Source organism: Haloferax sulfurifontis (genome assembly GCF_014635105.1).
Taxonomy (GTDB): domain Archaea; phylum Halobacteriota; class Halobacteria; order Halobacteriales; family Haloferacaceae; genus Haloferax; species Haloferax denitrificans.
Map to the genome: position 1 here is coordinate 34,888 of NZ_BMCI01000001.1, position 22,052 is coordinate 56,939.

24 protein-coding genes are annotated in these 22,052 nt (G+C 68.0%); 13 read left to right on the forward strand and 11 right to left on the reverse strand.

Features of this window, described 5'->3' with window-relative positions:
• Nucleotides 1-2: 2 nt before the first annotated feature.
• The gene (locus tag IEV64_RS00180) at nucleotides 3-446 is read right to left on the reverse strand and encodes a GNAT family N-acetyltransferase (RefSeq protein ID WP_004969277.1); all 444 of its coding nucleotides are present in this window, start codon (nucleotides 444-446) and stop codon (nucleotides 3-5) included.
• Between the two features lie 97 nt (nucleotides 447-543).
• A complete protein-coding gene (locus tag IEV64_RS00185; protein ID WP_188422864.1) occupies nucleotides 544-1,893 on the reverse strand; it encodes a DUF2339 domain-containing protein in 1,350 nt (449 codons plus the stop codon).
• A gap of 108 nt (nucleotides 1,894-2,001) precedes the next feature.
• Here IEV64_RS00185 and rqcH point away from each other — a divergent pair, with 108 nt between their 5' ends.
• From rqcH to IEV64_RS00215, 6 genes are all read left to right on the forward strand, one after another.
• Nucleotides 2,002-4,110: a ribosome rescue protein RqcH gene (gene rqcH / locus IEV64_RS00190; protein ID WP_188422865.1), complete on the forward strand. Its 2,109-nt coding sequence runs from the start codon at nucleotides 2,002-2,004 to the stop codon at nucleotides 4,108-4,110.
• 180 nt (nucleotides 4,111-4,290) lie between these two features.
• Nucleotides 4,291-4,998, forward strand: a complete 708-nt coding sequence (locus tag IEV64_RS00195; protein ID WP_188422866.1) for a DUF4013 domain-containing protein — start codon at nucleotides 4,291-4,293, stop codon at nucleotides 4,996-4,998.
• A gap of 64 nt (nucleotides 4,999-5,062) precedes the next feature.
• Nucleotides 5,063-5,758, forward strand: coding sequence for a DUF4013 domain-containing protein (locus IEV64_RS00200; protein ID WP_007273301.1), 696 nt, complete (start codon nucleotides 5,063-5,065; stop codon nucleotides 5,756-5,758).
• Nucleotides 5,759-5,865: 107 nt separating this feature from the next.
• A complete protein-coding gene (locus IEV64_RS00205; protein WP_004969282.1) occupies nucleotides 5,866-6,936 on the forward strand; it encodes an mRNA surveillance protein pelota in 1,071 nt (356 codons plus the stop codon).
• Between the two features lie 51 nt (nucleotides 6,937-6,987).
• Nucleotides 6,988-7,422, forward strand: coding sequence for a DUF8215 family protein (locus tag IEV64_RS00210; protein ID WP_188422867.1), 435 nt, complete (start codon nucleotides 6,988-6,990; stop codon nucleotides 7,420-7,422).
• A 167-nt stretch (nucleotides 7,423-7,589) separates the two neighbouring features.
• Nucleotides 7,590-8,141: a hypothetical protein gene (locus IEV64_RS00215; RefSeq protein WP_188422868.1), complete on the forward strand. Its 552-nt coding sequence runs from the start codon at nucleotides 7,590-7,592 to the stop codon at nucleotides 8,139-8,141.
• A 102-nt stretch (nucleotides 8,142-8,243) separates the two neighbouring features.
• Here the strand turns inward: IEV64_RS00215 and IEV64_RS00220 are convergent, their stop codons facing one another.
• Nucleotides 8,244-9,242, reverse strand: coding sequence for an ornithine cyclodeaminase family protein (locus tag IEV64_RS00220; protein WP_188422869.1), 999 nt, complete (start codon nucleotides 9,240-9,242; stop codon nucleotides 8,244-8,246).
• 72 nt (nucleotides 9,243-9,314) lie between these two features.
• Nucleotides 9,315-9,563: a DUF8015 family protein gene (locus tag IEV64_RS00225; RefSeq protein ID WP_188422870.1), complete on the reverse strand. Its 249-nt coding sequence runs from the start codon at nucleotides 9,561-9,563 to the stop codon at nucleotides 9,315-9,317.
• 228 nt (nucleotides 9,564-9,791) lie between these two features.
• Here IEV64_RS00225 and IEV64_RS00230 point away from each other — a divergent pair, with 228 nt between their 5' ends.
• The gene (locus IEV64_RS00230) at nucleotides 9,792-11,162 is read left to right on the forward strand and encodes an MFS transporter (protein WP_188422871.1); all 1,371 of its coding nucleotides are present in this window, start codon (nucleotides 9,792-9,794) and stop codon (nucleotides 11,160-11,162) included.
• Between the two features lie 96 nt (nucleotides 11,163-11,258).
• On the opposite strand, the gene IEV64_RS00235 is transcribed toward IEV64_RS00230, so the two are convergent.
• Nucleotides 11,259-11,675, reverse strand: coding sequence for a DUF3054 domain-containing protein (locus IEV64_RS00235; RefSeq protein ID WP_007273296.1), 417 nt, complete (start codon nucleotides 11,673-11,675; stop codon nucleotides 11,259-11,261).
• A 21-nt stretch (nucleotides 11,676-11,696) separates the two neighbouring features.
• Nucleotides 11,697-12,278: a class I SAM-dependent methyltransferase gene (locus IEV64_RS00240; RefSeq protein WP_188422872.1), complete on the reverse strand. Its 582-nt coding sequence runs from the start codon at nucleotides 12,276-12,278 to the stop codon at nucleotides 11,697-11,699.
• 58 nt (nucleotides 12,279-12,336) lie between these two features.
• Here IEV64_RS00240 and IEV64_RS00245 point away from each other — a divergent pair, with 58 nt between their 5' ends.
• The 3 genes from IEV64_RS00245 to IEV64_RS00255 all read left to right on the forward strand — a co-directional run bounded on the left by IEV64_RS00245 (nucleotide 12,337) and on the right by IEV64_RS00255 (nucleotide 15,444).
• The gene (locus IEV64_RS00245; protein ID WP_188423249.1) at nucleotides 12,337-12,957 is read left to right on the forward strand and encodes a GNAT family N-acetyltransferase; all 621 of its coding nucleotides are present in this window, start codon (nucleotides 12,337-12,339) and stop codon (nucleotides 12,955-12,957) included.
• Nucleotides 12,958-12,984: 27 nt separating this feature from the next.
• Nucleotides 12,985-13,965 (forward strand): flap endonuclease-1, encoded by a 981-nt coding sequence (gene fen / locus IEV64_RS00250; RefSeq protein ID WP_188422873.1) that lies wholly within the window; start codon nucleotides 12,985-12,987, stop codon nucleotides 13,963-13,965.
• Nucleotides 13,966-14,031: 66 nt separating this feature from the next.
• A complete protein-coding gene (locus IEV64_RS00255) occupies nucleotides 14,032-15,444 on the forward strand; it encodes a transcriptional initiation protein Tat (RefSeq protein WP_188422874.1) in 1,413 nt (470 codons plus the stop codon).
• Nucleotides 15,445-15,504: 60 nt separating this feature from the next.
• Here IEV64_RS00255 and IEV64_RS00260 read toward each other — a convergent pair whose 3' ends face one another.
• Nucleotides 15,505-16,857, reverse strand: coding sequence for a class-III pyridoxal-phosphate-dependent aminotransferase (locus tag IEV64_RS00260; protein ID WP_188422875.1), 1,353 nt, complete (start codon nucleotides 16,855-16,857; stop codon nucleotides 15,505-15,507).
• 221 nt (nucleotides 16,858-17,078) lie between these two features.
• On the opposite strand from IEV64_RS00260, the gene IEV64_RS00265 reads away from it, so the two are divergent.
• Nucleotides 17,079-18,347 carry an AI-2E family transporter gene (locus tag IEV64_RS00265; protein ID WP_188423250.1) on the forward strand — a complete coding sequence of 423 codons (1,269 nt, stop codon included), beginning with the start codon at nucleotides 17,079-17,081 and terminating at the stop codon, nucleotides 18,345-18,347.
• Nucleotides 18,348-18,362: 15 nt separating this feature from the next.
• Here IEV64_RS00265 and IEV64_RS00270 read toward each other — a convergent pair whose 3' ends face one another.
• Entirely contained in the window at nucleotides 18,363-18,650 is a 288-nt protein-coding gene (locus IEV64_RS00270) for a PadR family transcriptional regulator (RefSeq protein WP_004044685.1), read from the reverse strand.
• Between the two features lie 611 nt (nucleotides 18,651-19,261).
• The gene (locus tag IEV64_RS00275) at nucleotides 19,262-19,408 is read right to left on the reverse strand and encodes a hypothetical protein (RefSeq protein WP_004969297.1); all 147 of its coding nucleotides are present in this window, start codon (nucleotides 19,406-19,408) and stop codon (nucleotides 19,262-19,264) included.
• A gap of 125 nt (nucleotides 19,409-19,533) precedes the next feature.
• Between IEV64_RS00275 and IEV64_RS00280 the strand changes: the two genes are divergently transcribed.
• The gene (locus IEV64_RS00280; protein ID WP_007273289.1) at nucleotides 19,534-20,244 is read left to right on the forward strand and encodes a DUF7117 family protein; all 711 of its coding nucleotides are present in this window, start codon (nucleotides 19,534-19,536) and stop codon (nucleotides 20,242-20,244) included.
• Between the two features lie 59 nt (nucleotides 20,245-20,303).
• Nucleotides 20,304-20,537, forward strand: coding sequence for a DUF7385 family protein (locus IEV64_RS00285; RefSeq protein WP_188422876.1), 234 nt, complete (start codon nucleotides 20,304-20,306; stop codon nucleotides 20,535-20,537).
• Between the two features lie 28 nt (nucleotides 20,538-20,565).
• Here the strand turns inward: IEV64_RS00285 and IEV64_RS00290 are convergent, their stop codons facing one another.
• The gene (locus tag IEV64_RS00290) at nucleotides 20,566-21,078 is read right to left on the reverse strand and encodes an NUDIX domain-containing protein (RefSeq protein WP_188422877.1); all 513 of its coding nucleotides are present in this window, start codon (nucleotides 21,076-21,078) and stop codon (nucleotides 20,566-20,568) included.
• A 5-nt stretch (nucleotides 21,079-21,083) separates the two neighbouring features.
• On the reverse strand, nucleotides 21,084-21,977 hold the full coding sequence (gene folD / locus IEV64_RS00295) for a bifunctional methylenetetrahydrofolate dehydrogenase/methenyltetrahydrofolate cyclohydrolase FolD (protein ID WP_007273286.1): 894 nt from the start codon (nucleotides 21,975-21,977) through the stop codon (nucleotides 21,084-21,086).
• Nucleotides 21,978-22,052 lie beyond the last annotated feature (75 nt).

Sequence of the window (22,052 nt, forward strand, 5' to 3'; positions counted from 1 at the left end):
GGCTACAGCGACTTCCGCATCTCGACGTGCGGGATGCCGGCCTCGTCGAACTCGTCGCTCGTCGTCTCGTAGCCGAGACCGTGATAGAAGCCCTCCGCGGTCGTCTGGCCGTGGAGGACGAGCGAGTCGAACCCGCGCTCGCGCGCCTCGGCTTCGAGCGCCTCCATGAGCCGCCGTCCCCAGCCCTCGCCGCGGGCCGATTCGAGGACGGCGACGCGCTCGACTTTGCCGACGCCGGGTTCGTACTCGCGCAGGCGGGCCGCGCCGACCGGGTCGCCGCCGCGGGAGGCGACGAAGTGGACGGCCTCGGCGTCGGGGTCGTCGTGTTCGTCCCACTCCAGTTCCTCGTCGACGCCCTGTTCGTCCACGAAGACGGCCTTGCGGACGGCGAAGGCGTCGTCGCGCTCGCCCTCGGTGACCGCGACGCGGACATCGGGTTCGCTCATGGAGGCAGTTCCGCGGGGGTCTACCTGACGATTGCGGAGCGAGGTTTATCATGTCGGACCCGCGAGCTTCCGGGTTCGCGCTCGGTTTCGGCGGTCGCTACGCCGTCGCTCGCGTGCTGTCGTCGGCCTGACCCCGAGCCGACTCGCCGCCGAGCGCCCAGCCGAGTCGGTAGACGAGCGACCCGGTTGCGAGCGTCACCAGCACCCAGACGACGAGCAGAATCCCGACGAACAAGACGCCGTAGCCGCCGAAGGGGACCAGCGGAAGCGCGAAGACCACGGGCGCGGCGACGATGGCGAGCGACAGGGGGCGCGTGCCTCCGTCGCGCCGGGCCGCGTAGCCGAGAGGCAGAAACAACACGACGGCGGCCTCTAACGCGAGCGCGCTGAGCGAGAACCACGGGTTCGGACCCGGCATCGTAATCGCGGTAGCGACCGCGAGCGCGACCTGCGGCCCGACGGTCGCGGCGACGAGGCGACGGAATCCGAGCGCCTCGGGCCGGACCGCCGAGACGACGCCGAGCGCGACGAGTTGGACGGCGAGGAGCCACGCCATCGCGGCGACGCTCCCGGAGAACGCCCGGACGACGAGGAGACAGAGGCCCCACAGAACGCCGAGTCCCGCGACGACGGGTCCGAAGCGCCGCGCCCCCCGGTCGCCGTCGAACCGGCGGTCGAAGTGCCGGACGAGGAGCACGCCGATGGCGAGCGCGAGCGTCGGGACGAACGCGACCCACGCGAGGTTCGTGAGGATACCGGGGCCCGAGTCGGCGGCGAGGTTGGCGTAGGCCGCGGCCGTAGTCGCCAGTCCAGCGTCGGGGCCGAACGTGAGGTACGTCTGGCTCCCGACGCTGGACGCGTCCCCGTCGTCGGCGCTCCAGACGGCGGCCGTCTCGTTGGCCCGCGTCCCGGGGGGCGCGGTGAGGAGCGCCGATCCCTCGGGGCCGGTCACGACGAACCGGTCGGCATCGACGTAGACGGTACCCCTGACCCCGTCGTCGTGGAAGTAGTCCACGACCAGCACGTCCCCGTAGCCGCGGGACGCCATCTCGGGGACCTCGAACGTCACGACCGCGGTGTCGCCGTCCATCCGGGTTTCGAGGCGTCGGCGGTCGTCGGTGAACACGCGGTGGTCTTCGAAGGTCCGGCGGACGACGCTGTCGAGCCGTTCGGGGTTTTCGCGGAACGTCGCGGCCGACCGGTCGTCGAGTTCGACGCGGGCGGTCCACGTGCCGACGCCGTCGTCGCCGACGCGGACCCGGAGCGTGCTCGATTCGACGGTGAGCGGGACGCCGGCGTCGTTGCCTGCTTCTTCGAACGTCTCACCGCAGACGCCGCAGACGGCCTCGGGCGGGGGTCGCCCTTCGGCGGGAACGCTTCCGATGGGGAGCGCGGCCAGCGCGACGAGGAGGGCGACGGTGGCGAGAACGAGGGTACGAGAACGCATTCACCGAATACATTCGGACTGGTTGACAAGTGTCTTCTCCCCGATTCGGACGGGCGTCGCATCCGCGGAAACGACACCCCTTTTCGTTCGCCGACAAAAAGCGAGTCCATGGACCCGAAGCGGGAACTCACGAGCGTCGACCTCGCGGCCCTCGTCACCGAGTTGAACCGGTACGAGAGCGCGAAGGCCGACAAGGCGTACCTCTACGGCGACGACCTGCTTCGCCTCAAGATGCGGGACTTCGACCGCGGTCGGCTCGAACTCCTCCTCGAAGTGGGCGAGATAAAGCGCGCGCACCTCGCCGCACAGGAGCACGTGCCGGACGCCCCCGGTCGGCCGCCGAACTTCGCGATGATGCTCAGAAACCGGCTCAACGGGGCCGACTTCGCGGGCGTCGAGCAGTACGAGTTCGACCGCATCCTCACGTTCACGTTCGAGCGGGGCGACGAGAACACGAAAATCGTCGTCGAACTGTTCGGGCAGGGCAACATCGCCGTGCTCGACGAGACGGGCGAAGTCGTCCGCAGTCTGGAGACGGTGCGGCTCAAGTCGCGGACGGTCGCGCCGGGGTCGCAGTACGAGTACCCCGCCTCGCGGCTCGACCCCCTCACCGTCAGCCGCGACGCCCTCGGCCGGAACATGGAGCAGTCCGACACCGACGTGGTGCGGACGCTCGCCACCCAGTTGAACCTCGGCGGCCTCTACGCCGAGGAGCTGTGTACCCGCGCCGGCGTGGAGAAGACCCTCGACATCGCCGACGCCACCGACGACGACTACGACGCCATCTACGACGCCATCGTCGACCTCCGCGAGCAAGTGCGCTCCGGGGAGTTCGACCCGCGGCTCTACCTCGACGACGACGGCGAAGTCGTGGACGTGACGCCCTTCCCCCTGTGCGAACACCAGAACGCCGGGCTCGACGAGGAGGCCTACGACACGTTTAACGACGCGCTCGACGAGTACTTCTTCCGGCTCGACCTGACCGCCGACGAGCAGGAGGCGACCTCGGACCGCCCGAACTTCGAGGAGCAAATCGCCAAGCAACAGCGCATCATCGACCAGCAGGAGGGCGCAATCGAGGGCTTCGAGAAGCAGGCCCAAGACGAGCGCGAGCGCGCCGAACTGCTGTACGCCAACTACGACCTCGTCGACGACGTGCTGTCGACCGTCCGCGGCGCGCGCGAGGGGGGCGTCCCGTGGGACGACATCGGCGAGACGCTCGCGGAGGGTGCCGAACAGGGCATCCCCGAGGCCGAGGCCGTCACGAACGTCGACGGCGCGAACGGCACGGTCACCGTCGACCTCGACGACGCGACGGTCACCCTCGAGGTGTCGATGGGCGTCGAGAAGAACGCCGACCGCCTCTACACCGAGGCAAAGCGCATCGAGGAGAAAAAGGAGGGCGCGCTGGCGGCCATCGAGGACACCCGCGAGGAGTTGGCGGCCGTGAAGAAGCGCCGCGACGAGTGGGAGGCCGACGACGACGACGAGGACGAAGACGACGAGGACGAAGAGCCGGAGGAGACCGACTGGCTGGCGCTCGATTCGGTGCCCGTCAAGTCCACGGAACACTGGTTCGAGCGGTTCCGCTGGTTCCACACCTCCACCGGCTACCTCGTCGTCGGCGGCCGCAACGCCGACCAAAACGAGGAGTTGGTGAAGAAGTACATGAGCAAGCACGACCGCTTTTTCCACACGCAGGCCCACGGGGGGCCGGTCACGCTCCTGAAGGCGACGGGGCCGAGCGAGCCCGCGCAGGCGGTCGACTTCTCCGAGGAGACACTCCGGGAGGCCGCGCAGTTCGCCGTCTCGTACTCCTCCATCTGGAAGGAGGGCCGCTTCGCCGACGACGCCTACATGGTCGAACCCTCGCAGGTGTCGAAGACGCCCGAATCCGGCGAGTACATCGAAAAGGGGAGCTTCGTCATCCGCGGCGACCGCGAGTACTTCGAGGACGTGCCCGCGAAGGTCGCGGTCGGCATCCAGTGCGAAGACGAGACGCGCGTCATCGGCGGCCCGCCGTCGGCAATCGAGGCGCGCGCGGAGACGACGCTGACGCTCACGCCGGGGCAGTACGCCCAGAACGACGCCGCGAAGCTGTGCTACCGCCGGCTCCGCGAGCGGTTCGCCGACAAGTCGTTCGTCAGAAAAATCGCATCACCCGACCAGATTCAGGAGTTCCTCCCGCCGGGCGGGAGCGATATCGTCGACGAGTGAGCATCGCCGTCGTCGTCCGGTAGTCTGGCGTTAGAAAGCTTAATATTCAATTATTCGGGCGCGTCGGGTACAAGATTATATACTTTCTCGTCGTAATGTTGAATCGAGCGTGCGTGTCAACCCGCGGTTCTCACGCGGCCGAACGGCCGGTGGGTGGGTGGTGGCGCTCGGTGAAACATCATGATTTCAGAATCACTCAATTACCTTCGAAACGGCGAGGACTGGGTAAAGACGGTCCTCATCGGCGGCGTCCTCGGCCTGCTGAGCATCCTCATCGTCCCGACGTTCCTCGTCATCGGCTATCTCCTTCGGGTCGTCCGCGCGACGATGAAGGGCGACGAGCAACCGCCGGTGTTCGACGACTGGGGCGACATGGCGATAGACGGCGTGAAAGGCTTCGCCATCGCGTTCGTCTACGCGGTCGTCCCGGCCATCATCGCGGGCGTGTTCGGCTTCGCCGGCATCGTCGGCGCGGCGGCCGGCGGCTCCGACGCCGCGGGCGCGGTCGGCGGCATCGTGGCGCTCGTGGGCCTCCTGCTCGCGTTCGTCCTCGGCCTGTTCGCCGCGTACCTCATTCCGGCGGCGCTGTCGAACTACGCCGAGACCGACCGCATGGGCTCGGCGTTCGACTTCGGCACGCTCCGGCCCATCCTGACCTCGGGCAAGTACGCCACCGCGTGGCTCATGTCCTTCGCGGTGCTGTTCGCGTCGTCCATCGTGGTCGGCGTCCTGAACGTCATCCCGCTTCTCGGCTTCGTCGTCGGGGCGTTCGTGACGTTCTACGCGGCCGTCGCCGCCTACTACATCATCGGCAAGACGTGGGGCGAACTCCACGAGGTCGAAATGATGGACGAAGGCGAGACGCCGGGCGAACAGCCCGCCGTCTGAACTGTCAGCGAGAATTCGACTTTTCGACGGAATATCTAAGCCGATAGCGACGCGACACCACGGCATGCTCTCCGACGCGCTGTGGTTTCTCAAGCGAAGCGACGACTGGTTCGCAACGACGATTATCGGCGGGGTTCTCTCGTTGCTCTCCGTGCTGATACTCCCGGGGATTATCCTGCAGGGCTACTTCGTCAGGGCGATGCGGGCGGCCGCGAACGGCGAGCAGGCCGCTCCCTCGTTCACCGACTGGGGCGGGCTGTTCGTCGACGGCCTGAAACTGTTCGTGGTGACGTTCGTCTGGGCGTTAGTGGCCATCGTCCCGGCGATACTCCTCTCTGTCGTCATCGGTATCGGCACGTTCACCGTCTCCGAGGCGGCGACGGGGAGCGCGGCGGCTTCGTCCGCGGGCGGTCTCGGGCTCGGTATCGTCTCGCTCGTGCTCGGCCTCCTCGTGTTCGCGCTCGGTCTTCTCGCGGCCTACCTCGTTCCGGCCGCCGGGGCGAACTTCGCCATCGAGGGGACCCTTAGCGCCGGCTTCGACGTGCGCACCATCGTCTCGGGCGCGCTCACCGGCGAGTACGCCGTCGCGTGGTTGCTCGCGCTCGTCGTCGCGGTCGTGCTCGGCTTCATCGGCGGTCTTCTCTCGGCCATCGTCGTCGGTTTCTTCGTCCTGTTCTACGTGCAGGTGATGACGTACTACCTGTGGGCCCGCGGCTTCGCCGACGCCACCGGCAAGGGCCGGCAGTCGACCGGGTGGTGAGCGAAGCGAGACGCCGGGCGACGGCCGCGTTGCCACCGGCGACGCCGACCGCCGCCGGGTGACCGCGATAGCAGGACTCTTTTCCGTTCCCCGACGACCGGACGTGTATGCGCATTTCGAGCCGCGGTCGCGGCGAGGAGGGGCGCGAGCGAATCACGCTCGTCCCCGAGAACGTCGACGACCTCTGGCACCTCTCGTACGTCCTCGAACCGGGTGACCTCGTCTCCGGCGACACCACCCGCCGCATCCAGCGCGACGACGAGCAGATGCGGGACACCGGCGGCGAGCGCGAGCACCTCAACGTCACCATCGAGGTCGACGACGTGGAGTTCGCGCGGTTCGCCAACCGCCTCCGCGTCGGCGGCGTCATCGTCTCCTGTTCCCGCGAGGACCAACTCGGCCACCACCACACGCTCAACGTCGAGGAGCGCGCCGAGATAACCATCGAGAAGCACTTCAAGGCCGACCAGATAGACCGCATCGAGACGGCCGAACAGGCCGCAGAAAACCCCGACGTGGCCATCGCGACCGTCGAGGAGGGCGCGGCCTACATCCACACCGTCGCCCAGTACGGCACCGACGAGTACGCCTCGCTCACGAAGCCGACGGGGAAAGGCGAGTACGCCCGCCCGCGCTCGGAACTGTTCGACGAGCTCGGCTCCGCGCTGTCGCATCTCGACGTGGACGCCATCATCCTCGCCGGGCCGGGCTTCACGAAGAACGACGCGATGGACTACTTCGAGGACAACTTCCCCGCGGTCGCAGAGACCATCGTCACGACCGTCGACACCGCCGGCGTCGGCGACCGCGGCGTCCACGAGGTGCTGAAGCGCGGCGCGGTCGACGACGTGCAGAAACAGACCCGTATCGCCGAGGAGGCCAACCTCATCGACGAGCTGATGGAGAACATCTCGACGGGCGCGAAGGCGGCCTACGGCGTCGAACAGGTCGCGGAGGCCGCGGACTTCGGCGCGGTCGAGCACCTGCTTCTCCTCGACTCGCGGCTCCGCGCGGAGCGACAGGGCGACGGCGACTGGGACGTTGACGTGAACGACATCATCGACTCGGTCGAACAGAAGGGCGGTGAGGTCACCGTGTTCTCCGCGGAGTTCCAGCCCGGCGAGCAGTTGAAGAACCTCGGCGGCATCGCGGCGGTCCTCCGGTACCGCCTGCAGTAGCCGCGCCGCCGGAGAAACCGTTTAGCCGCCCGAAACCCACCTTTAGTCGTGATGCGGAGTGGGATTTCGGAGGCGACGAGGCGGGTCGACCGCTGGCTCGACCAGGTGTTTTTCGCCGCCTGGGAGGTGTCGGTACTGGCGATTCCGACGCTCTGGTTCCTGCTCGCCGCGACCCCCAGAGCCGAAGTGTCGCTGTCCGGCCTCACCGCGCTCGCGGCGAGCGCCGTCGCCGTCGGCACGTTCCGCGGCGGCTACGTCCGAACCGGATCGTGGCCGCGGCCCGGCCACCTGCCGACGCTCCCGATTCGGTCGGCCTACTACAGCCTCGTCGTCGGCGGGACGGCCCTGCTCGGCGCGTTCGCGCAGACCGAACTGGGGACGTTCTGGCCGGGCGTCGTCGTCCCGGCGGTCGTCGGCGTCGGGGCGCTGGCGTTCGTCCCGGTCGTCCTCGTCGGGACCGAGCGGGTCGCGCGAGCGACGCTGTGACGCGATATCGGCAGTGGGGCGACATTCACACCAGATTTGGAAGAGACCCGGTACGGAGTGGTGTGAGATATCGAAAAACCGCTATCTGTTCTCTCGCCCCTCGTTCAGTCGAATCGCCGAACCGGGTGGAACCGCCCCCGACTCGCCGATTTCGAAGGAGAACGACTATGACAAAGACAGCAACTCGCGACGGCCCGACCCGTCGCCGGTTCCTCCGAACGACCGGACTGTTCGCGGGCGGCCTCGCCCTCGGCGTCGGCGCGACTGGAACCGTCGCGGCGGGGGTCTCGGTCGCAAACGGGTGGTACGAAGAAGAAGAGATATACTACGTCGCTCACGGGGTGGAGGAGGGAGTGACGGAACGCGGAGAAAACGACATCTACCTCATCGGCGGCGACAGGACGTTACAGGCACAGGTCGTCGAGTTCGTCCCCGGAGAGTCCGGGTACTCGCCCCACTGGAACGTCAACCTCGTCAACACGGCGGCGGGGAAGACGGTGGCCGACATCGTCGCCTCGCCGCACGTCTCGGACCACTATCCCGAGGCGCTGTTCGACGACGTCGAAGACGTTCGGGCGGCGGCAGACGCTGGGCTGGTCACGATATCGAAACCCGGTGTCGTCGTCCTGTGCCCAATCGTTCCGGAACGCGTCGCAGACGCACCCGGAAACACCGAACTGCCGGAGGCGTTCCCCCGTCCGTGGCCGACGACGTTCTGAGCGAGCACGAACGCCGGTTACCGGCGGTTTTTCCGCGGCCGCGAAGCCGTGACGACCGCGTCGGCGAGCCGTCGCTCGCCAATCGAGACACCTCCGTCCGTTCTACTCCCCCGTGAGCGACTCGCTCGCCGGCGAGAAGTCGACGGTCGTCCCGAGTCCCTCGTCGCGCGCCTTCTCGTAGAGCATGTGCGCCGCCGCGACCGTCTCGATGCCCGTGCCGCCGCTGTCGAAGACGGTTATCTCCTCGTCGTCCTCGCGGCCGGCGGCGACGCCCGCGACGACCTCGCCGAGTTCGGCGTGGATGTGGTCTTCGTCCACGACGCCGGCCTCGACGGCGGCGAGGAACGACCCGGCGTCCATCGTGGCGCGCTCGCGGAGGTCGGGGACGTACGTCGCGCGCTCGATGGTCGTCTCGTCGAGTTCGCGCTTTTCGGGGTGGTACTGCCCCATCGCGGTGACGTGCGTGCCGGGTTCGAGCAGGTCGCCGTCGAACACCGGGTCCGTGGCGGTCGTGGCCGTGACGACGATGTCCGCGCCCTCGACGGCCGCGGCGCTGGAGGCGACGGCCGCGACGCTGGCGTCGAGCGTGCGGTCCAGCTCGCCCGCGAACGACTCGCGGCTCTCCTTCGTCGGCGAGTAGACCCAGACGGTGTCGAGGTCGCGGACGGTCGCGACCGAGCGGAGCTGGCCGCGGGCCTGCGCGCCGCTCCCGATGAGCGCGAGCGTCGAGGCGTCCTCGCGGGCGAGCGCGTCGACCGCGACGCCGCCCGCCGCCCCGGTCTTGAACGGGTTCATGCTCGCGCCGTCGAGGAGCGCCAGCGGTTCGCCGCTCTCGGCGTCGAAAAGCGGGGTCATGAACCACGCGTCCTCCGCGCCGAAGCCGGCGGAGTACATGTAGCCGCCCATCGCGCCCGTCTCGGGCAACACGGCCGCGTAGGAGGTGAGCATCCCCGGCGGCTCGCGGTTGAACAGCTTCGTTCGCGGCTCGGCCGGCGCGCCCTCGCCGCGCTGTCTGTAGCCCTCGCGGACGGCCTCGACGTACTCGGCCGGCGTCGCCAGTCCGCTAACCTCGTCGCTCGTGAGGAACAGCGTCGCTGTCATGGTCGGAAAAACGAGACCTGCGGTCAAAACCCTGCGGGCCGGCGAACCGGCCGGGCGGGCGTGCGATGGGGATTAGTCGGCGTCGAGGACCGACGGAGAAGGGGCGTCAGCGGCGTTGGGACCGGCGTGTTCGTCGAAGGGGGACGGGGACGGCGACGAGGGCCCGTTCACGAAGAGCGCGTGGCCGGTGAGGAGCGCGGCCACGCCCGCGGCCATCGGCACTGCCGTGGTCAACTGCAACCCGGCGACGGTAAGCGTGCCGGTGATGCCGAGGAGTGCGAGCGGGATGAGTCCAAGAATGTAGTCGTAATATCCGGTCATAATATGTACCATACTACGGACGTAAGTGGTATAGTTCTTTCCCATAGATGACTGATATTCTCTTCGTGACCTTCCGATAACGTTCTCATAACTTATGAGTGAATAATCGACAGACTGCGTCGGGTTGACCGCCGACAGAGAACATCACAAATCCGATACTGTGGGTTGTGCCTCGGCTTCGAACAGTCGGCTCGGCGCGCGCGTCGCCTGCCGGAACTCCACACCGTTATGGGAGTCGGTACCGTGGCCGGAGACGTGAACCGCAACGACCGCTCCATCGTCGCGTTGGTGATGCTCGCCCACGGGATGGTCCACACGTACGAACTGTCCATCCCAATCTTCGTGGCCATCTGGCTCGGCGAGTTCGCCAGCATCGACCTCGGTCTCGCGTCGGTTCCCGTCACGACCGCCTCGCTGGGCGTGATGACCGGCCTCGGCTTCGCGCTGTTCGGACTCGGGGCGCTCCCCGGCGGCATCCTCGTCGACCGCGTCGGCTCCAAGCGCCTCATCGTGGCCTGTCTGCTCGGGATGGCCGGGTCGTTCGTCCTGCTCGCGCTGTCGCCGAACCTCGTCGTCGTCGCCCTCGCGCTCGTCGTCTGGGGTGCCGCGGCAAGCGTCTACCACCCCGCCGGACTCCGCCTCATCAGCACCGGCGTCGAGGAGCGCGGAACCGGCTTCGCCTACCACGGCATCGCCGGGAACCTCGGCATCGGCTTCGGTCCCTTCGTCACCGCGCTCCTCTTGCTGTTTTTCGACTGGCACCTCGTCGCCGGCGTGCTCGCGCTCCCGGCGCTCGTGGCCGCCGCGCTCGCCACCCGCGCCAACTTCGAAGAACAGGCCGCGGTCGCCGCGGCCGACGGCGGTGAGGGGGCCGACACCGGCGACGACGGCGACACCGGCGGCGACGACAAGGCCGGCGCGGGCGTCTCCTCGTTCGCCGAGTTCGTCTCGCAGTCGAAGCACCTCTTCGCCGGCGGATTCGCGCTCGTCTTCGCGCTCGTGATGTTCTCGGGGCTCTACTACCGCGGCGTCACGACGTTCCTGCCGGACCTCCTCGGCACCGTCATCGGCATCGAGCCGATTCCGGTCTCCGAACTCCTGCCCGCCGCCCTCGCGTCCGGGTCGGCCGGGGGCGCGCCGACGCTCGACGTGGAGCTGTTCGTCTACGCCGGCCTCCTGACGGTCGGCGTCTTCGGACAGTACGTCGGCGGCAAACTCACCGACCGAATCAGGACTGAACGCGGCATCGTCGCCGGCTTCGGCGCGCTCGCCGTCATCGCCGTCGCCTTTCTCCCCGTGGCGAGTCTCGGCGTCGGCCCGCTCCTCGCCATCTGTGCGCTCCTCGGCTTCTTCCTGTTCATGGTTCAGCCGTTCTACCAAGCCACCGTCGCGGAGTACACGCCCGCCGGTCTGCGGGGCCTCTCGTACGGCTTTACCTACCTCGGCGTGTTCGGCGTCGGCGCGCTCGGCGGTGCCATCGCCGGCTACATCCTCACGGTCGCCGACTCGACGGCGCTGTTTTTCGTCCTCGCCGGGTTCGCGACGGCGGCGACGCTCCTCGGCGTGACGCTGTTGCGGCGGCGGCCGACGCCCGCCTGACTCCGGGACGGGCGGGGACGGCCGGCAGAAAATGCGGGTTCGGTTGATTCTTCGGTGCGGTTCGGGGGCCGGAACTCGGTGGTCGGCGTTCGACGCTCAGACGAGTTTGAAGTACAGCGTCCGCCAGACGCCGAGGACGACGGAGCCGAGCACCAGCATGACCGCGACGAACGTGAGTTCGACGCCGCCTTCGAAAAGCGGCGTCCAGCGAATCGCCATGCCGACGACGGTCGCCGCGAGCCACGAGCGAACGCCGAGCGGGACGGCCGACTTCGCCGACTCGGCCGCGCCCGGCGAGTACGCGCCCAAAAGCGGGGCGGTGACGAGCCATCCGATGAGGAACGGGACCGCGGTGAGCACCCAGCCGACCGGGTCGGCCGAGAGGTACGACACTCCGTTGTGCTGAATCACGCCGACGGTGACGAGGAGGAAGATGGCGAGCACGTCGCCCACGGCGATGGGTAACGCCCCGGCATCGAGTCGCTCCTCTAAGAACGACGTCGAGGTTGCCATAGGCGTGGATTCGTCGCCCCCCTAATGGCTCTCCCGCTTTTTTCCGACCACCGTGTACTCGAAGCCGCGTTCGACCACCCCGGCGTCGAACCCGACGCGTTCGAGAAAGCGCACGAGTTCGTCGGGCGTGGCGAACGCCGACCCGAAGCCGACGACGCGCTCGGCGGCGACCAACCCCCGCCCGAGGAGCGTGTCGGGGTCGAACTCGTTGACGGCGAACACCCCGCCGGGCGCGAGGACGCGGAAGACCTCCTCGGCGACGCCCCGCTGGTTGGGCATGTGGTGGAAGGCGTCCACGACGGTCACGACGTCGAGGGAGTCGTCGGCGAAGGGGAGTTCTCGGGCGTCGCCGCGGACGCAGTCGAGGCCCCGCTGGCGCGCCCGGCGGAGCATCCCGGCCGAGCGGTCGAGGACGATTCGCTCGGGAACGTCGAGCGCGAGCGTCGCCCGCCCGGAGCCGCCGCCGATGTCGACGACGCGCTCGACCGGGCGGTCGGCGCGGCCGAGGGCGTCGGCGAGCGCGCCGGGGTCGGCGGGCGGCATCACGAGGTCGTAGACGGGTGCAAAGCGGTCGAAGAACCGAACGTCGCCTGCGCCGTGCATGGTCGAGTTCACGGCTCCGCCGGGGAAGGTTCTTGCGCGCGGCGGCCCCATCTCGGCCATGGTGTTCGACCTGCTCGGGTGGCCCGAAGACGGCCCGCGACTCCGCCTCGACTACCGGCGGTTCGCCTACGCGGGGAAGTTCGTCACCGCGGCGACGGGCAAGACGGTGCTCCGCGACCCAGACGCGCCCCTCCCGCCCCTCGACGACGACCGCCCCGCGCCGACCGGCGGCCCCGACTCTTTGCCGCCCTTGGCCGAGGACGTGGTCGCCGCGGTCGCGTTCAACGAGGACCGGACCGACCCGACGACGCTCTGGCTTCGGTACGTCACGGTTCGGCGGGACCGCCGGGGCGACGGACTCGGTCCGGACCTGCTCCGCCGGACCTGCGAGGCCGCCGCCGACCGCGGCTACGAGACGGTCCGCATCGCCGCGAACAACCCCTTCGCCTACGAGGCGTGCCACAAGGCCGGATTCGGCTTCACGGGCCGCGAGACGGGCGTCGCCGAGTTGGTGTTGGAGCGCCCCGCCGACGCGCCCGCCGCGGTCTCCCGCGAGGCGTATCAGTCCGGCCTCGACCGCTACCGCGCCCGCGACCTCGACGACCCGGAGCGGTCGTTTCTCGCGGCGCGCGAGGGCGTGAGTCCCCCGGAAATCGACGGCGTTCACTCGGACGATTGAAACCCTCGGCCCCCGAAGGCCGAGCAAATGGGAAACGCAGACCTGCGGACGCTCGCCGCGCTCTCCGAGGTGTCGTTCGACGAGGTGGCCGGGAGCGTCGTCGCCGTCGACGCCCACAACTGGCTGTACCGCTATCTCACGACGACGGTCAAGTGGACGAGTTCGGAGAAGTACACGACGACCGAGGGCGAGGAGGTCGCCAACCTCGTCGGCATCGTCCAGGGACTCCCCAAGTTCTTCGAACACGACCTGACGCCCGTCTTCGTCTTCGACGGCGGCGTCACCGAGATGAAAGACGACGAGGTGGCCAAGCGCCGCGAACAGCGCGAGAAGGCCGAAGAACGCCTCGAAGCGGCTCGTGAGGCCGGCGACGCGGTCGAGGCCGCCCGGATGGAAGCGCGCACCCAGCGGCTCACCGAGACGATTCAGGACACCAGCCGCGAACTCCTCTCGCTTCTCGACGTGCCGGTGGTCGAAGCGCCCGCCGAGGGCGAGGCGCAGGCATCCTACATGGCCCGCAAGGGCGACGCCGACTACGTGGGAAGCGAGGACTACGACACGCTCCTGTTCGGCGCGCCCTACACGCTCCGACAGCTCACGAGCAAGGGGAACCCCGAGCTGATGGACCTCGACGCGACGCTCGACAGCCACGACATCACCTACGAGCAACTCGTCGACATCGCCATGCTCTGCGGGACCGACTTCAACGAGGGCATCACGGGAATCGGCCCGAAGACGGCCGTGAAGGTGGTCAAGGAACACGGCGACCTCTGGTCGGTCCTCGAAGCCCGCGGCGACACCATCCCCAACGCCGACCGGGTGCGCGAGTTCTTCTTGGACCCGCCGGTCACCGACGACTACGACTACGACACCGACATCGACCCCGACGTGGCCGCCGCCCGCGAGTTCGTCACCGAGACGTGGGAGGTCGACCCCGAGGAGGTCCGCCGCGGCTTCGAGCGCATCGAGGAGTCGGTCACGCAGACCGGCCTCGACCGCTGGACGTAGGCCGCGTTCGCCCCGAGCAGACAGTCCGCCGACACGTTTACACGGGCCGGTTCGGAACTCCGGCGTGTGTCCCCCGACGACGCTCCTCCCGTCGACGACGATTCCGGGGTCGCCCGCGCCCACGGCGACGCCGATGCCGACGCGCCCCGCTCTGACGACCGCTCTTCGCTCTCGCGTCGCCAACTGCTCGGCCTCGTCGGCGGCGCGGGCGCGGTCGGCGGTATCGGTTGGGTCAGGCCGACGTGGCTCCCCGACCCGATTACGGACTGGCTGACGACGGTGTATCCCAATCCGCCGGCACACGTATGGCGACCGGCGGTCTCCGACGCGCACGCCGACGAGGCGGTCGCCCGACTCGAACGGACCGTCGAGCGGGCGCAGACGCTCAAAAAGCGGGTCGACGTCGACTCGGTGCCGAGGGAACTGGAGTTCTCGCTCGACCACGGCGACCCCTCCGGCGGGTGGCTGGAGTCGGCCCGGTCGGCGTCCGACGCGCACGAGCGACTGCGGTACGCCACGGTCGGACTGTCCTTCGCGGGCGAAGCCGTCGGTGCCGCGAAGTTCGTCCTCGACGAGGCCGATCCGGAGCGACTGGCCGACCGCGGGAGGGCCATCCAGTCGAGCGCCGAAGCCGTCCTCGACTCCGTCGGCGACTACGCCGTCTCGGACCCCTCGCGAGACCTCGCGTATCTGTATTTCGTCGAGCGCGACCTCGCGTTCGCCCGGTTCGAGTCCCGGTACCGAAAGCGGTTCGACGGCGAGACGACGACCGCCGGCGACGACTTCACGGGCGGCGCGGTCGCGGACGCGCACGCGACCTACCTGCAGGCCGAACAGCGCCTCGCCAACGCGCGGTACTACCGCGACCGCTATCGCGCGGGCCTCGGCGACGAGGCGCGCTCGTACGCGGACGCGCTCGACTCGGCGCTGACGACGCTAACCGAGTCGATAGCGACGTTTCCAACGGCGAGCGAGGTGCGGGACCGACTCAGCGACGAGCACGACTCCGACCGACAGACGCCGTACGGCGCGGCGCGCTGGGAACTCCTCTCGATATGTTTCGACAGCGACTACCGGCTCAACTACGGCCCCGAGGGTCACCGACACGGCCACACCGTCCAGCGGGTCGTCGAGGCGGCCGTCGCCCTCCTCGGGCGGCGCGGCCGCGAGTTCGCCCTCGACGAACTCGGCGTCTCACCCGGCGACACCGGCTACGACTCGGGTCGGACGTTCCGAGCGAAGCGACGCGCAGTCCGTCGGTTCCGGTCGGTCAGAGACGAATACGACTCGCCGTTCGCGGGCGTGCTCGCGCAGGACGCGGCGAACCTGATTCACGCCGGCGAAGTCGCCATCGAGTTTGCCGACGGGACGTTCCCGATGTGGCGAAACCGCGTGGACGCGACGACGTACTACCTCGTCGGCGAGAGCGAGATGCGCGAACTCGGCGAGGTGTACGGGACGATTGTCGACGGCTCCTGACGGCGACGCGCGCAGTCGGTGAACGCGACGCCGAGACGACCGCTCGCGGCGGCTCCGCGACTACGACACGTCCCCGATGGCGTCCAATAGCATCGTCGCGCCGAGGTCGATTTCGCGGTCGGTCACGTCGAGCGGCGGGAGGATTCGAAGCACCTTGTAGCCGCACGAGAGGGTGAGGAGTCCGCGCTTGAGGGCGGCTTCCTGCACGGCGTCGCGGCGTGCTTTGGTGTCGAACTCGACGGCGAGAAGCAGGCCCTTGCCGCGCACGTCGACGACGGTGTCGGGCGCGTCGTCGCGCAGGCGCTCGATGAACTGCCGGCCGCGGGCGACGGCGTTATCGAGCAGGTCGTACTCCTCGATTGCGTCGAGGGTGAACACGCCCTGCATCGAGGAGACGATGTCGCCCGCGCCCCACGTCGAGGAGAGCCGCGAGGGCTCGTCGGGGAATATCTCGTCGTTCGAGATGGTCGCGCCGACGCGGAGGCCCTTCGCGCCGGTGATGATGTCGGGTTCGATTGGGTAGTGGTCGGAGCCCCACAGCTCGCCGGTGCGGCCGACGCCGGTCTGAATCTCGTCGGCGATGAGCGTCAGGTCGTAGTCGTCGACGACGGCGGCGAGCTCCTCGGCGAAGGCGTCGGAGGGGAAGCGGTAGCCGCCCTCGCCCTGTATCGGTTCGACGATGACGTAGGCGACCTCGTCGGCGTCGATGTGGCCCTTTTTCGGGTGGAGCTTCTGTCGGAGTTTGGAGACGGCGGAGTCGGCGTCGGGGAAGAAGCCGCAGGAACACGTCGCGGGCGAGCAGGTCCGGTCGTCGCAGAACGGCACGTCGAGGACGCCCGAAATCTCGGGGAACTTGCGGCGGTAGACGGACTTCGAGCGGTTGAGCGAGAGCGCGCCGAGAGTGCGGCCGTGGAACGCGCCCTCGAAAGTGACGCCGTACTTCGCGCCGTCGGCGTGGTCGTAGGCGATTTTGATGGCGTTCTCGACGGCCTCGGCGCCGGAGTTCGACAGGAACACCGTGTCCATCCCGTAGTGGCTCGTGAGGTCGGTCAGCCTGTCCATGAGCGCGGCGGGGCCGGGGAGCCGCTCCTCGCCGGGCGCGGAGCCGTCGCTGACGTAGAAGTCCTGTCCGGCGATTTTCGTCGGGTCGACGAGGTCGAACTCGGCCATGCGGTCCACGAGCTTCGGGTTGTTGTAGCCGAGCGGCGCGGCCGCGACGTGGCTCGTGAAATCGAGGAGGACGTTGCCGTCGACGTCGGTGCAGAAGGGGCCTTCCGACTCCGCGGTGATGTCCCAGACGAAGTCGTAGACGTACGTGCTCGGCGCGGCGTGCTCGTGGTGGTACGAAACCCACTCGCGCGCTTTCTCGCCGGGCATCGAATCGACGCGTGGCACCGCCGTCTCTCGGTCCATGCGACTCGGTACGGCGACACGTGAGTTAAGACGTTCGTTATTATTGATGTAATATCGGTCGCGGCGCGGCCGAGTCGGTCGGTTTCGTCGCGCGAAACGACGGCTTCGGCGGCGGGTCGTGACGGCGTCCCGTCGTGACCTGTCGCCCCCGCGATAGGCTTTTGACGCCTCCGCGTGCGTGATTGGGTATGGCTCTCCCTGACATTCAGCGCTCCCGCGCGATGTGGTGGTCGCTCGCGTTGGTCCTCGCGGGCGCGCTCACCTACGTCGTCTACTCTTTTATCGGGACGTTCGTCTTCGGTCTCTTCATCTACTACGCCACGCGGCCCATCTACCGGCGGATTCGTCGACGGGTGAGGCCTCCGAGCCTCGCGGCCGCCGTGGCGCTTTTCGCCCTCGCGCTCCCCGTGCTCGGACTCGTCGTCTACGCCGCGACTATCGCGCTCCGCGAGTTCCTGCGCTACGCCGACCGGCTCTCGACCGACGAGGTGCCTATCGACCTCGAAGCCTACGGCATCGACCCGACGCTGTTGGAGGGAATCGCCAGCCCACAGGCGCTGTTGGAGTACGACTTCCGGTCGGTGTTGACGCCCAAGGCGGTCGGCTCGGTGTTCGACTCGCTGAGCGTCGCCGCCAACACCTTCGCCTTCCTCGGCGTCGGGGCGATTCACCTGTTCGTCATGATTGCGTTCGCGTTCTACCTCCTCCGCGACGGCCACCGCCTGCGGCGGTGGGGCCAGTCAATGTTCGCTGACGACCACGGCATCCTCGAAGCCTACATGCGCGGCGTGGACCGCGACTTCAACAACATCTTCTTCGGCAACATCCTGAACGCCATCCTCACGGGCACCATCGGCGTCATCGCGTACTCGCTTTTGAACGTCCTCGCGCCGACGGGCGTCCGCATCCCCGCCCCGGCGCTCATCGGTCTGCTCGCGGGCGTGGCGAGCCTCATCCCCGTCGTCGGCATGAAGCTCGTCTACGTCCCCGTCGCGGGCTACATGGGAATCGAAGCGGCGATTGCGAACCCGCCCGGACTCTGGTTCGTCCTGCTTTTCGCCGCCGTCTCGTTCGTTATCGTGGACACGATTCCCGACCTCGTGCTCCGGCCGTACGTCTCCGGTCGGAGCCTCCACGTCGGGGCCGTGATGCTCGCGTACACGTTCGGTCCGCTACTTTTCGGCTGGTACGGCATCTTCCTCATGCCGATGATACTCGTGTTGTTCGTGAACTTCGCCCGACTCGTCCTGCCGGAGCTCCTGGCTGGAAAGCCGATTCGGCCGTACATGGTGGACCCGGCGCACTTGATCGACGGCCCGCCGGTCGAGGAGCTAACCGCTGACGAGGCGGACGACGCGACGCGAGAAACAGCCGAAACCGAACGGCCGTCGGAGGGCGAGTCGGACGCTTCGGAGACGTTTACCGACCGAGACGAGACCGGGTCAGGTCGAGACCCACGGTCGTCGTCCGACGCCGGCGTGGACGGGTAGCCCGAGTCGCCCCGGTCACGCCTCGAAGTCTTCGGGGACGTACTCCGCTTCCCACTCGTCGCGGGCCTTGATTTCGCGGCGACCGCGGCGGGTGAGCGTGTAGTAGTTGGTCCGGCGGTCGCGCTGTCCCTTGTCGACGAGGCCCTTCTCGACGAGCGTGTCGAGGTTGGGGTAGAGCCGCCCGTGGTGAATCTCCTTTTCGTAGTAGGCTTCGAGTTCTTCTTTGATAGCGAGTCCGTGCGGCTCTTCGAGACCAGCGATGACGTACAGCAGGTCTCGCTGGAATCCTGTCAGGTCGTACATCGGTAAATTCGACTCGTATGTTACTGTCTAATTCAGATAAACATATCGACCTCGGTCGACGATTTACCCTCGAAAACGCGCCAGTCCCCGGAATCTTCCGGCCGCAGTTATGTTGACCAATTTACTAATTCATCGAACTGTCCGTTTCGAGGACTGGATATGTCCACGGCTGGACGACTCGAACGAATTACGGCAACTATGTTGTTAATTGTCATCTATGAACATGGTGCGGCTGTCGGAACCGGAACTCCGTGGGCGTCGAAGTAGCTCACAGCCCTCCTGTGTTGTTTTCGACAGATTCGGAGCGACGGGGCACCGCGCACGGACGGCGAGAGACGGACCGCTCGGTCTCGGGTCGTAGTTTCGCACAGAAGGAAAGCAAGCCGTGCCGGAAATCTCCGGCACGGCATGCCGCCCTGAATTGGTCCCCGCTGACGCTTCGGCCCTCCAAAGCGAAGCGTCACTATCGGCTACTGTTCGGTTTCACTTAAAGATAACGACGCGTGCCAAGCATTGACAACGCGGCTAACTGTCCGTCTGCGTGGCACGTACGGGTCGAATTCCGGATGCTCCCCGGATTCCGGTCCGCTGGGATATTTATATTGGATGACTCACATGTGTTCTTCTTCCAGTACCCAGCCGAGCGCCCGCTTGTAGTGCGTCATGAGCTTTCTGACGCCCTCGTGTCGCATCTCCTCGGAGTCGAGTTCGTCTCTCAGGAACTCGTACTGCTCTCGGACCTCGGATTCGCTTCGCATGCGTCGATGGTGGGTCGCCGGACGTATGTAGCCCGGCGGTCGCCTCGGGGGCACCGCTCTCTCCGGCGTCGGGCCTGCCGCTCCGGGTCGCCGTGCTTTTGCGCCGTCGGGACGAACCGCACAGCATGGAGATACGCGGCGAGCGCGAGTGCAAGGAGTGCGACCACCGATGGTCGTACTACGAGACGGGAAGCGTGTCGTGCCCGCAGTGCGGGAGCCTCCGGAGCGTCGGCGTCGGCGACAGGGAGCGCCACACCGCCATGCAGACCGACCTCGACCTCTCGGCGCACCGCGCCGCCGTCGGCGACGGGTCGATTCGGGACGCCGCGCCGGCGTTGAAATCCGACCTCCGCGACTACGTCCGGCAGACGGGCTACATCCGCGGGGGCGAACTGCTCCCGCTCGGTGACACCCCGCTCGCGGCCCACGAACTCCTCCACGCGGTCGACGTGGTCGCCCGGTCGAACCGCCCCACCGACGACGAACAGCTCTACGTCATCACCCTGCTCCGCCGCGCCGACGAGGGAGAGCGCCCCGACCCCGACGCCGTCCCGGACTCGATGGTCGACGCCCGCGGCCTCGCCTACGCCGAGGCCATCGACGCCTACTGCCGCGACCTCTCGACGTGGCTCGACGACAACCCGAACCCCGAGGGCAGGACGACGCTCGAAACCCTCTCGAACCACCGCAAGCGCGTCGAGGCGCTCGACGGAGCCGTCTCGCTTGCGGAGTCCGAGGCGCTCGTCGAGGCCGCCCGCGAGCTACACACCGCGGTCGTCGACGACGACCTCGACGCGCTCGCGTCGGCCCGCGACACGCTCGCGGCGCTGTTTTGAGGCCGCCCGACCACCGCGCTCACCGAACGTTTTTGCCTCGCGGCGACCCTTCGCCGACGATGACTGCCGGGTTCGACATCCACGAGGTGCGCCATCGGGTGAAACTGCTCCGCGACGACGGCGACACGATGCTCGTCGAGAACCGCGACGACGTGGCCTGTCCGGCCTGCGGCGACGGCTTCTCGCAACTGCTCATCTCCGACCGGGACGCGCACAGCTTCGACGTGGACGCCGGCACTCGATTCTGCGTCCGGCGAGACGGCGATCGACTGCTCGTGGCGACTCACGAGTGAGAAAAAAGCGGGTCGGACGCGCGGCCGGTCAGCGCCCGCGAAGGAACCGAATCAGCCCGCGGTCGAGCGTGTCCGCGGGGAGCGTCTCGAACCACGACACGTCGGCGATGGCCTCGTCTTCGAGGCCGGGGTCGTCGGTGAGGTCGCCCGCGACGGCTGTGTCGTAGATGGCGAAGTGGAACGTCGCGTGGTCGTCGCCGTGTGTGAACGTCTGTTCTGTGACGACCAGCAGTGACCCGACAGTCGCGTCGAGGCCAGTCTCTTCTCGCATCTCTCGGACAAGTGCCTCGGTCTTCGACTCACCGGCTTCGACCCCGCCACCGGGCAGGACCCACTTGCCGTCCTGGCGGACGAGGAGCACCGCCCCGTCCCGTTCGCAGAGGCCCGCGACGCCCCAGTCGAGGCCGTTTCGAATGCGGGACGCGAGGCGGTCGAACGTCTCGCTGTCGAGGTCACGGCGGTTTCGACGCCGGACGACGCCGTCGTTGTCGACGGTCCACTCGCCGTCAATGCCTGGTGGTGCACCCATCTGTCTCTCCATCCGATTCAGGGGAGGTCCACGTCGACGTCCTCGGCCTCGGCGGCGGCCTTCACGGTGTTCCAGAGGAGCATCGCGCGGGTCATCGGGCCGACGCCGCCGGGGACGGGCGTGATGGCGCTGGCCTTCTCCTTCGCGGAGTCGAACTCCACGTCGCCGACGAGTTCGTAGCCCTTCTCGTTGTCCGCGTCGACGCGGTTGACGCCCACGTCGATGACGACGACGCCCTCCGAGAGCATGTCGCCGGTGACGAGTTCGGGAACGCCCGCGGCGGCGACGACGATGTCGGCCTCGCGGGTCTTCGCGGCGAGGTCGTCCGTGCGCGAGTGGCAGACCGTGACCGTGGCGTTGCCGCCCTCGGCCTTCTGGATGAGCAGGTTCGCCATCGGCTTGCCGACGATGTCCGAGCGGCCGACGACGACCACGTCCGCGCCCTCGGTCTCCACGTCGGCGGCGGCGAGGAGCTTCTGGACGCCGTGGGGCGTACAGGGCTTGAAGCGGGCGTCGCCGGCGACGAGGCGGCCCACGTTCTCGGGGTGGAAGCCGTCGACGTCCTTGGCGGGGTCGATGCGGCGGAGGACCGTCCGGTCGTCGACGTGGTCGGGGACGGGCATCTGGACGAGGATGCCGTGGACCTCGTCGTCGTCGTTGAGGTCGTCGACGAGCGAGTACAGCTCGTCGGCGGGCGTCTCGGGGTCGAGCCCGTAGTCGAACGCCTCGATGCCGACCTCCTCGCAGTCGCGCTGTTTCATCGAGACGTACGTCTCGCTGGCGGGGTCGTCGCTCATCAGGACGGTCGCGAGACCCGGCTTCACGCCCGCCTCGTCGAGGGCGTCGATGGCGTCGGCCAGCCCGTCTCGAATCTCCTCGGCGACGGCGTTGCCGTCGATGATGGTCGTCATTGTCTCAGACAGCGCGCCCAGCCCATTTCAAAGATTCGGATTCGTGCGTATTCTCGGCTGAGAATAGACCAAAAT

Excerpts from the sequence above, each read along its gene's own strand:
- IEV64_RS00180 (WP_004969277.1), bottom strand. The coding sequence starts at position 446 with ATGAGCGAACCCGATGTCCGCGTCGCGGTCACCGAGGGCGAGCGCGAC.
- IEV64_RS00185 (WP_188422864.1), bottom strand. The coding sequence starts at position 1,893 with ATGCGTTCTCGTACCCTCGTTCTCGCCACCGTCGCCCTCCTCGTCGCG.
- rqcH (WP_188422865.1), top strand. The coding sequence starts at position 2,002 with ATGGACCCGAAGCGGGAACTCACGAGCGTCGACCTCGCGGCCCTCGTC.
- IEV64_RS00195 (WP_188422866.1), top strand. The coding sequence starts at position 4,291 with ATGATTTCAGAATCACTCAATTACCTTCGAAACGGCGAGGACTGGGTA.
- IEV64_RS00200 (WP_007273301.1), top strand. The coding sequence starts at position 5,063 with ATGCTCTCCGACGCGCTGTGGTTTCTCAAGCGAAGCGACGACTGGTTC.
- IEV64_RS00205 (WP_004969282.1), top strand. The coding sequence starts at position 5,866 with ATGCGCATTTCGAGCCGCGGTCGCGGCGAGGAGGGGCGCGAGCGAATC.
- IEV64_RS00210 (WP_188422867.1), top strand. The coding sequence starts at position 6,988 with ATGCGGAGTGGGATTTCGGAGGCGACGAGGCGGGTCGACCGCTGGCTC.
- IEV64_RS00215 (WP_188422868.1), top strand. The coding sequence starts at position 7,590 with ATGACAAAGACAGCAACTCGCGACGGCCCGACCCGTCGCCGGTTCCTC.
- IEV64_RS00220 (WP_188422869.1), bottom strand. The coding sequence starts at position 9,242 with ATGACAGCGACGCTGTTCCTCACGAGCGACGAGGTTAGCGGACTGGCG.
- IEV64_RS00225 (WP_188422870.1), bottom strand. The coding sequence starts at position 9,563 with ATGACCGGATATTACGACTACATTCTTGGACTCATCCCGCTCGCACTC.
- IEV64_RS00230 (WP_188422871.1), top strand. The coding sequence starts at position 9,792 with ATGGGAGTCGGTACCGTGGCCGGAGACGTGAACCGCAACGACCGCTCC.
- IEV64_RS00235 (WP_007273296.1), bottom strand. The coding sequence starts at position 11,675 with ATGGCAACCTCGACGTCGTTCTTAGAGGAGCGACTCGATGCCGGGGCG.
- IEV64_RS00240 (WP_188422872.1), bottom strand. The coding sequence starts at position 12,278 with ATGCACGGCGCAGGCGACGTTCGGTTCTTCGACCGCTTTGCACCCGTC.
- IEV64_RS00245 (WP_188423249.1), top strand. The coding sequence starts at position 12,337 with ATGGTGTTCGACCTGCTCGGGTGGCCCGAAGACGGCCCGCGACTCCGC.
- fen (WP_188422873.1), top strand. The coding sequence starts at position 12,985 with ATGGGAAACGCAGACCTGCGGACGCTCGCCGCGCTCTCCGAGGTGTCG.
- IEV64_RS00260 (WP_188422875.1), bottom strand. The coding sequence starts at position 16,857 with ATGGACCGAGAGACGGCGGTGCCACGCGTCGATTCGATGCCCGGCGAG.
- IEV64_RS00265 (WP_188423250.1), top strand. The coding sequence starts at position 17,079 with ATGTGGTGGTCGCTCGCGTTGGTCCTCGCGGGCGCGCTCACCTACGTC.
- IEV64_RS00270 (WP_004044685.1), bottom strand. The coding sequence starts at position 18,650 with ATGTACGACCTGACAGGATTCCAGCGAGACCTGCTGTACGTCATCGCT.
- IEV64_RS00275 (WP_004969297.1), bottom strand. The coding sequence starts at position 19,408 with ATGCGAAGCGAATCCGAGGTCCGAGAGCAGTACGAGTTCCTGAGAGAC.
- IEV64_RS00280 (WP_007273289.1), top strand. The coding sequence starts at position 19,534 with ATGGAGATACGCGGCGAGCGCGAGTGCAAGGAGTGCGACCACCGATGG.
- IEV64_RS00285 (WP_188422876.1), top strand. The coding sequence starts at position 20,304 with ATGACTGCCGGGTTCGACATCCACGAGGTGCGCCATCGGGTGAAACTG.
- IEV64_RS00290 (WP_188422877.1), bottom strand. The coding sequence starts at position 21,078 with ATGGAGAGACAGATGGGTGCACCACCAGGCATTGACGGCGAGTGGACC.
- folD (WP_007273286.1), bottom strand. The coding sequence starts at position 21,977 with ATGACGACCATCATCGACGGCAACGCCGTCGCCGAGGAGATTCGAGAC.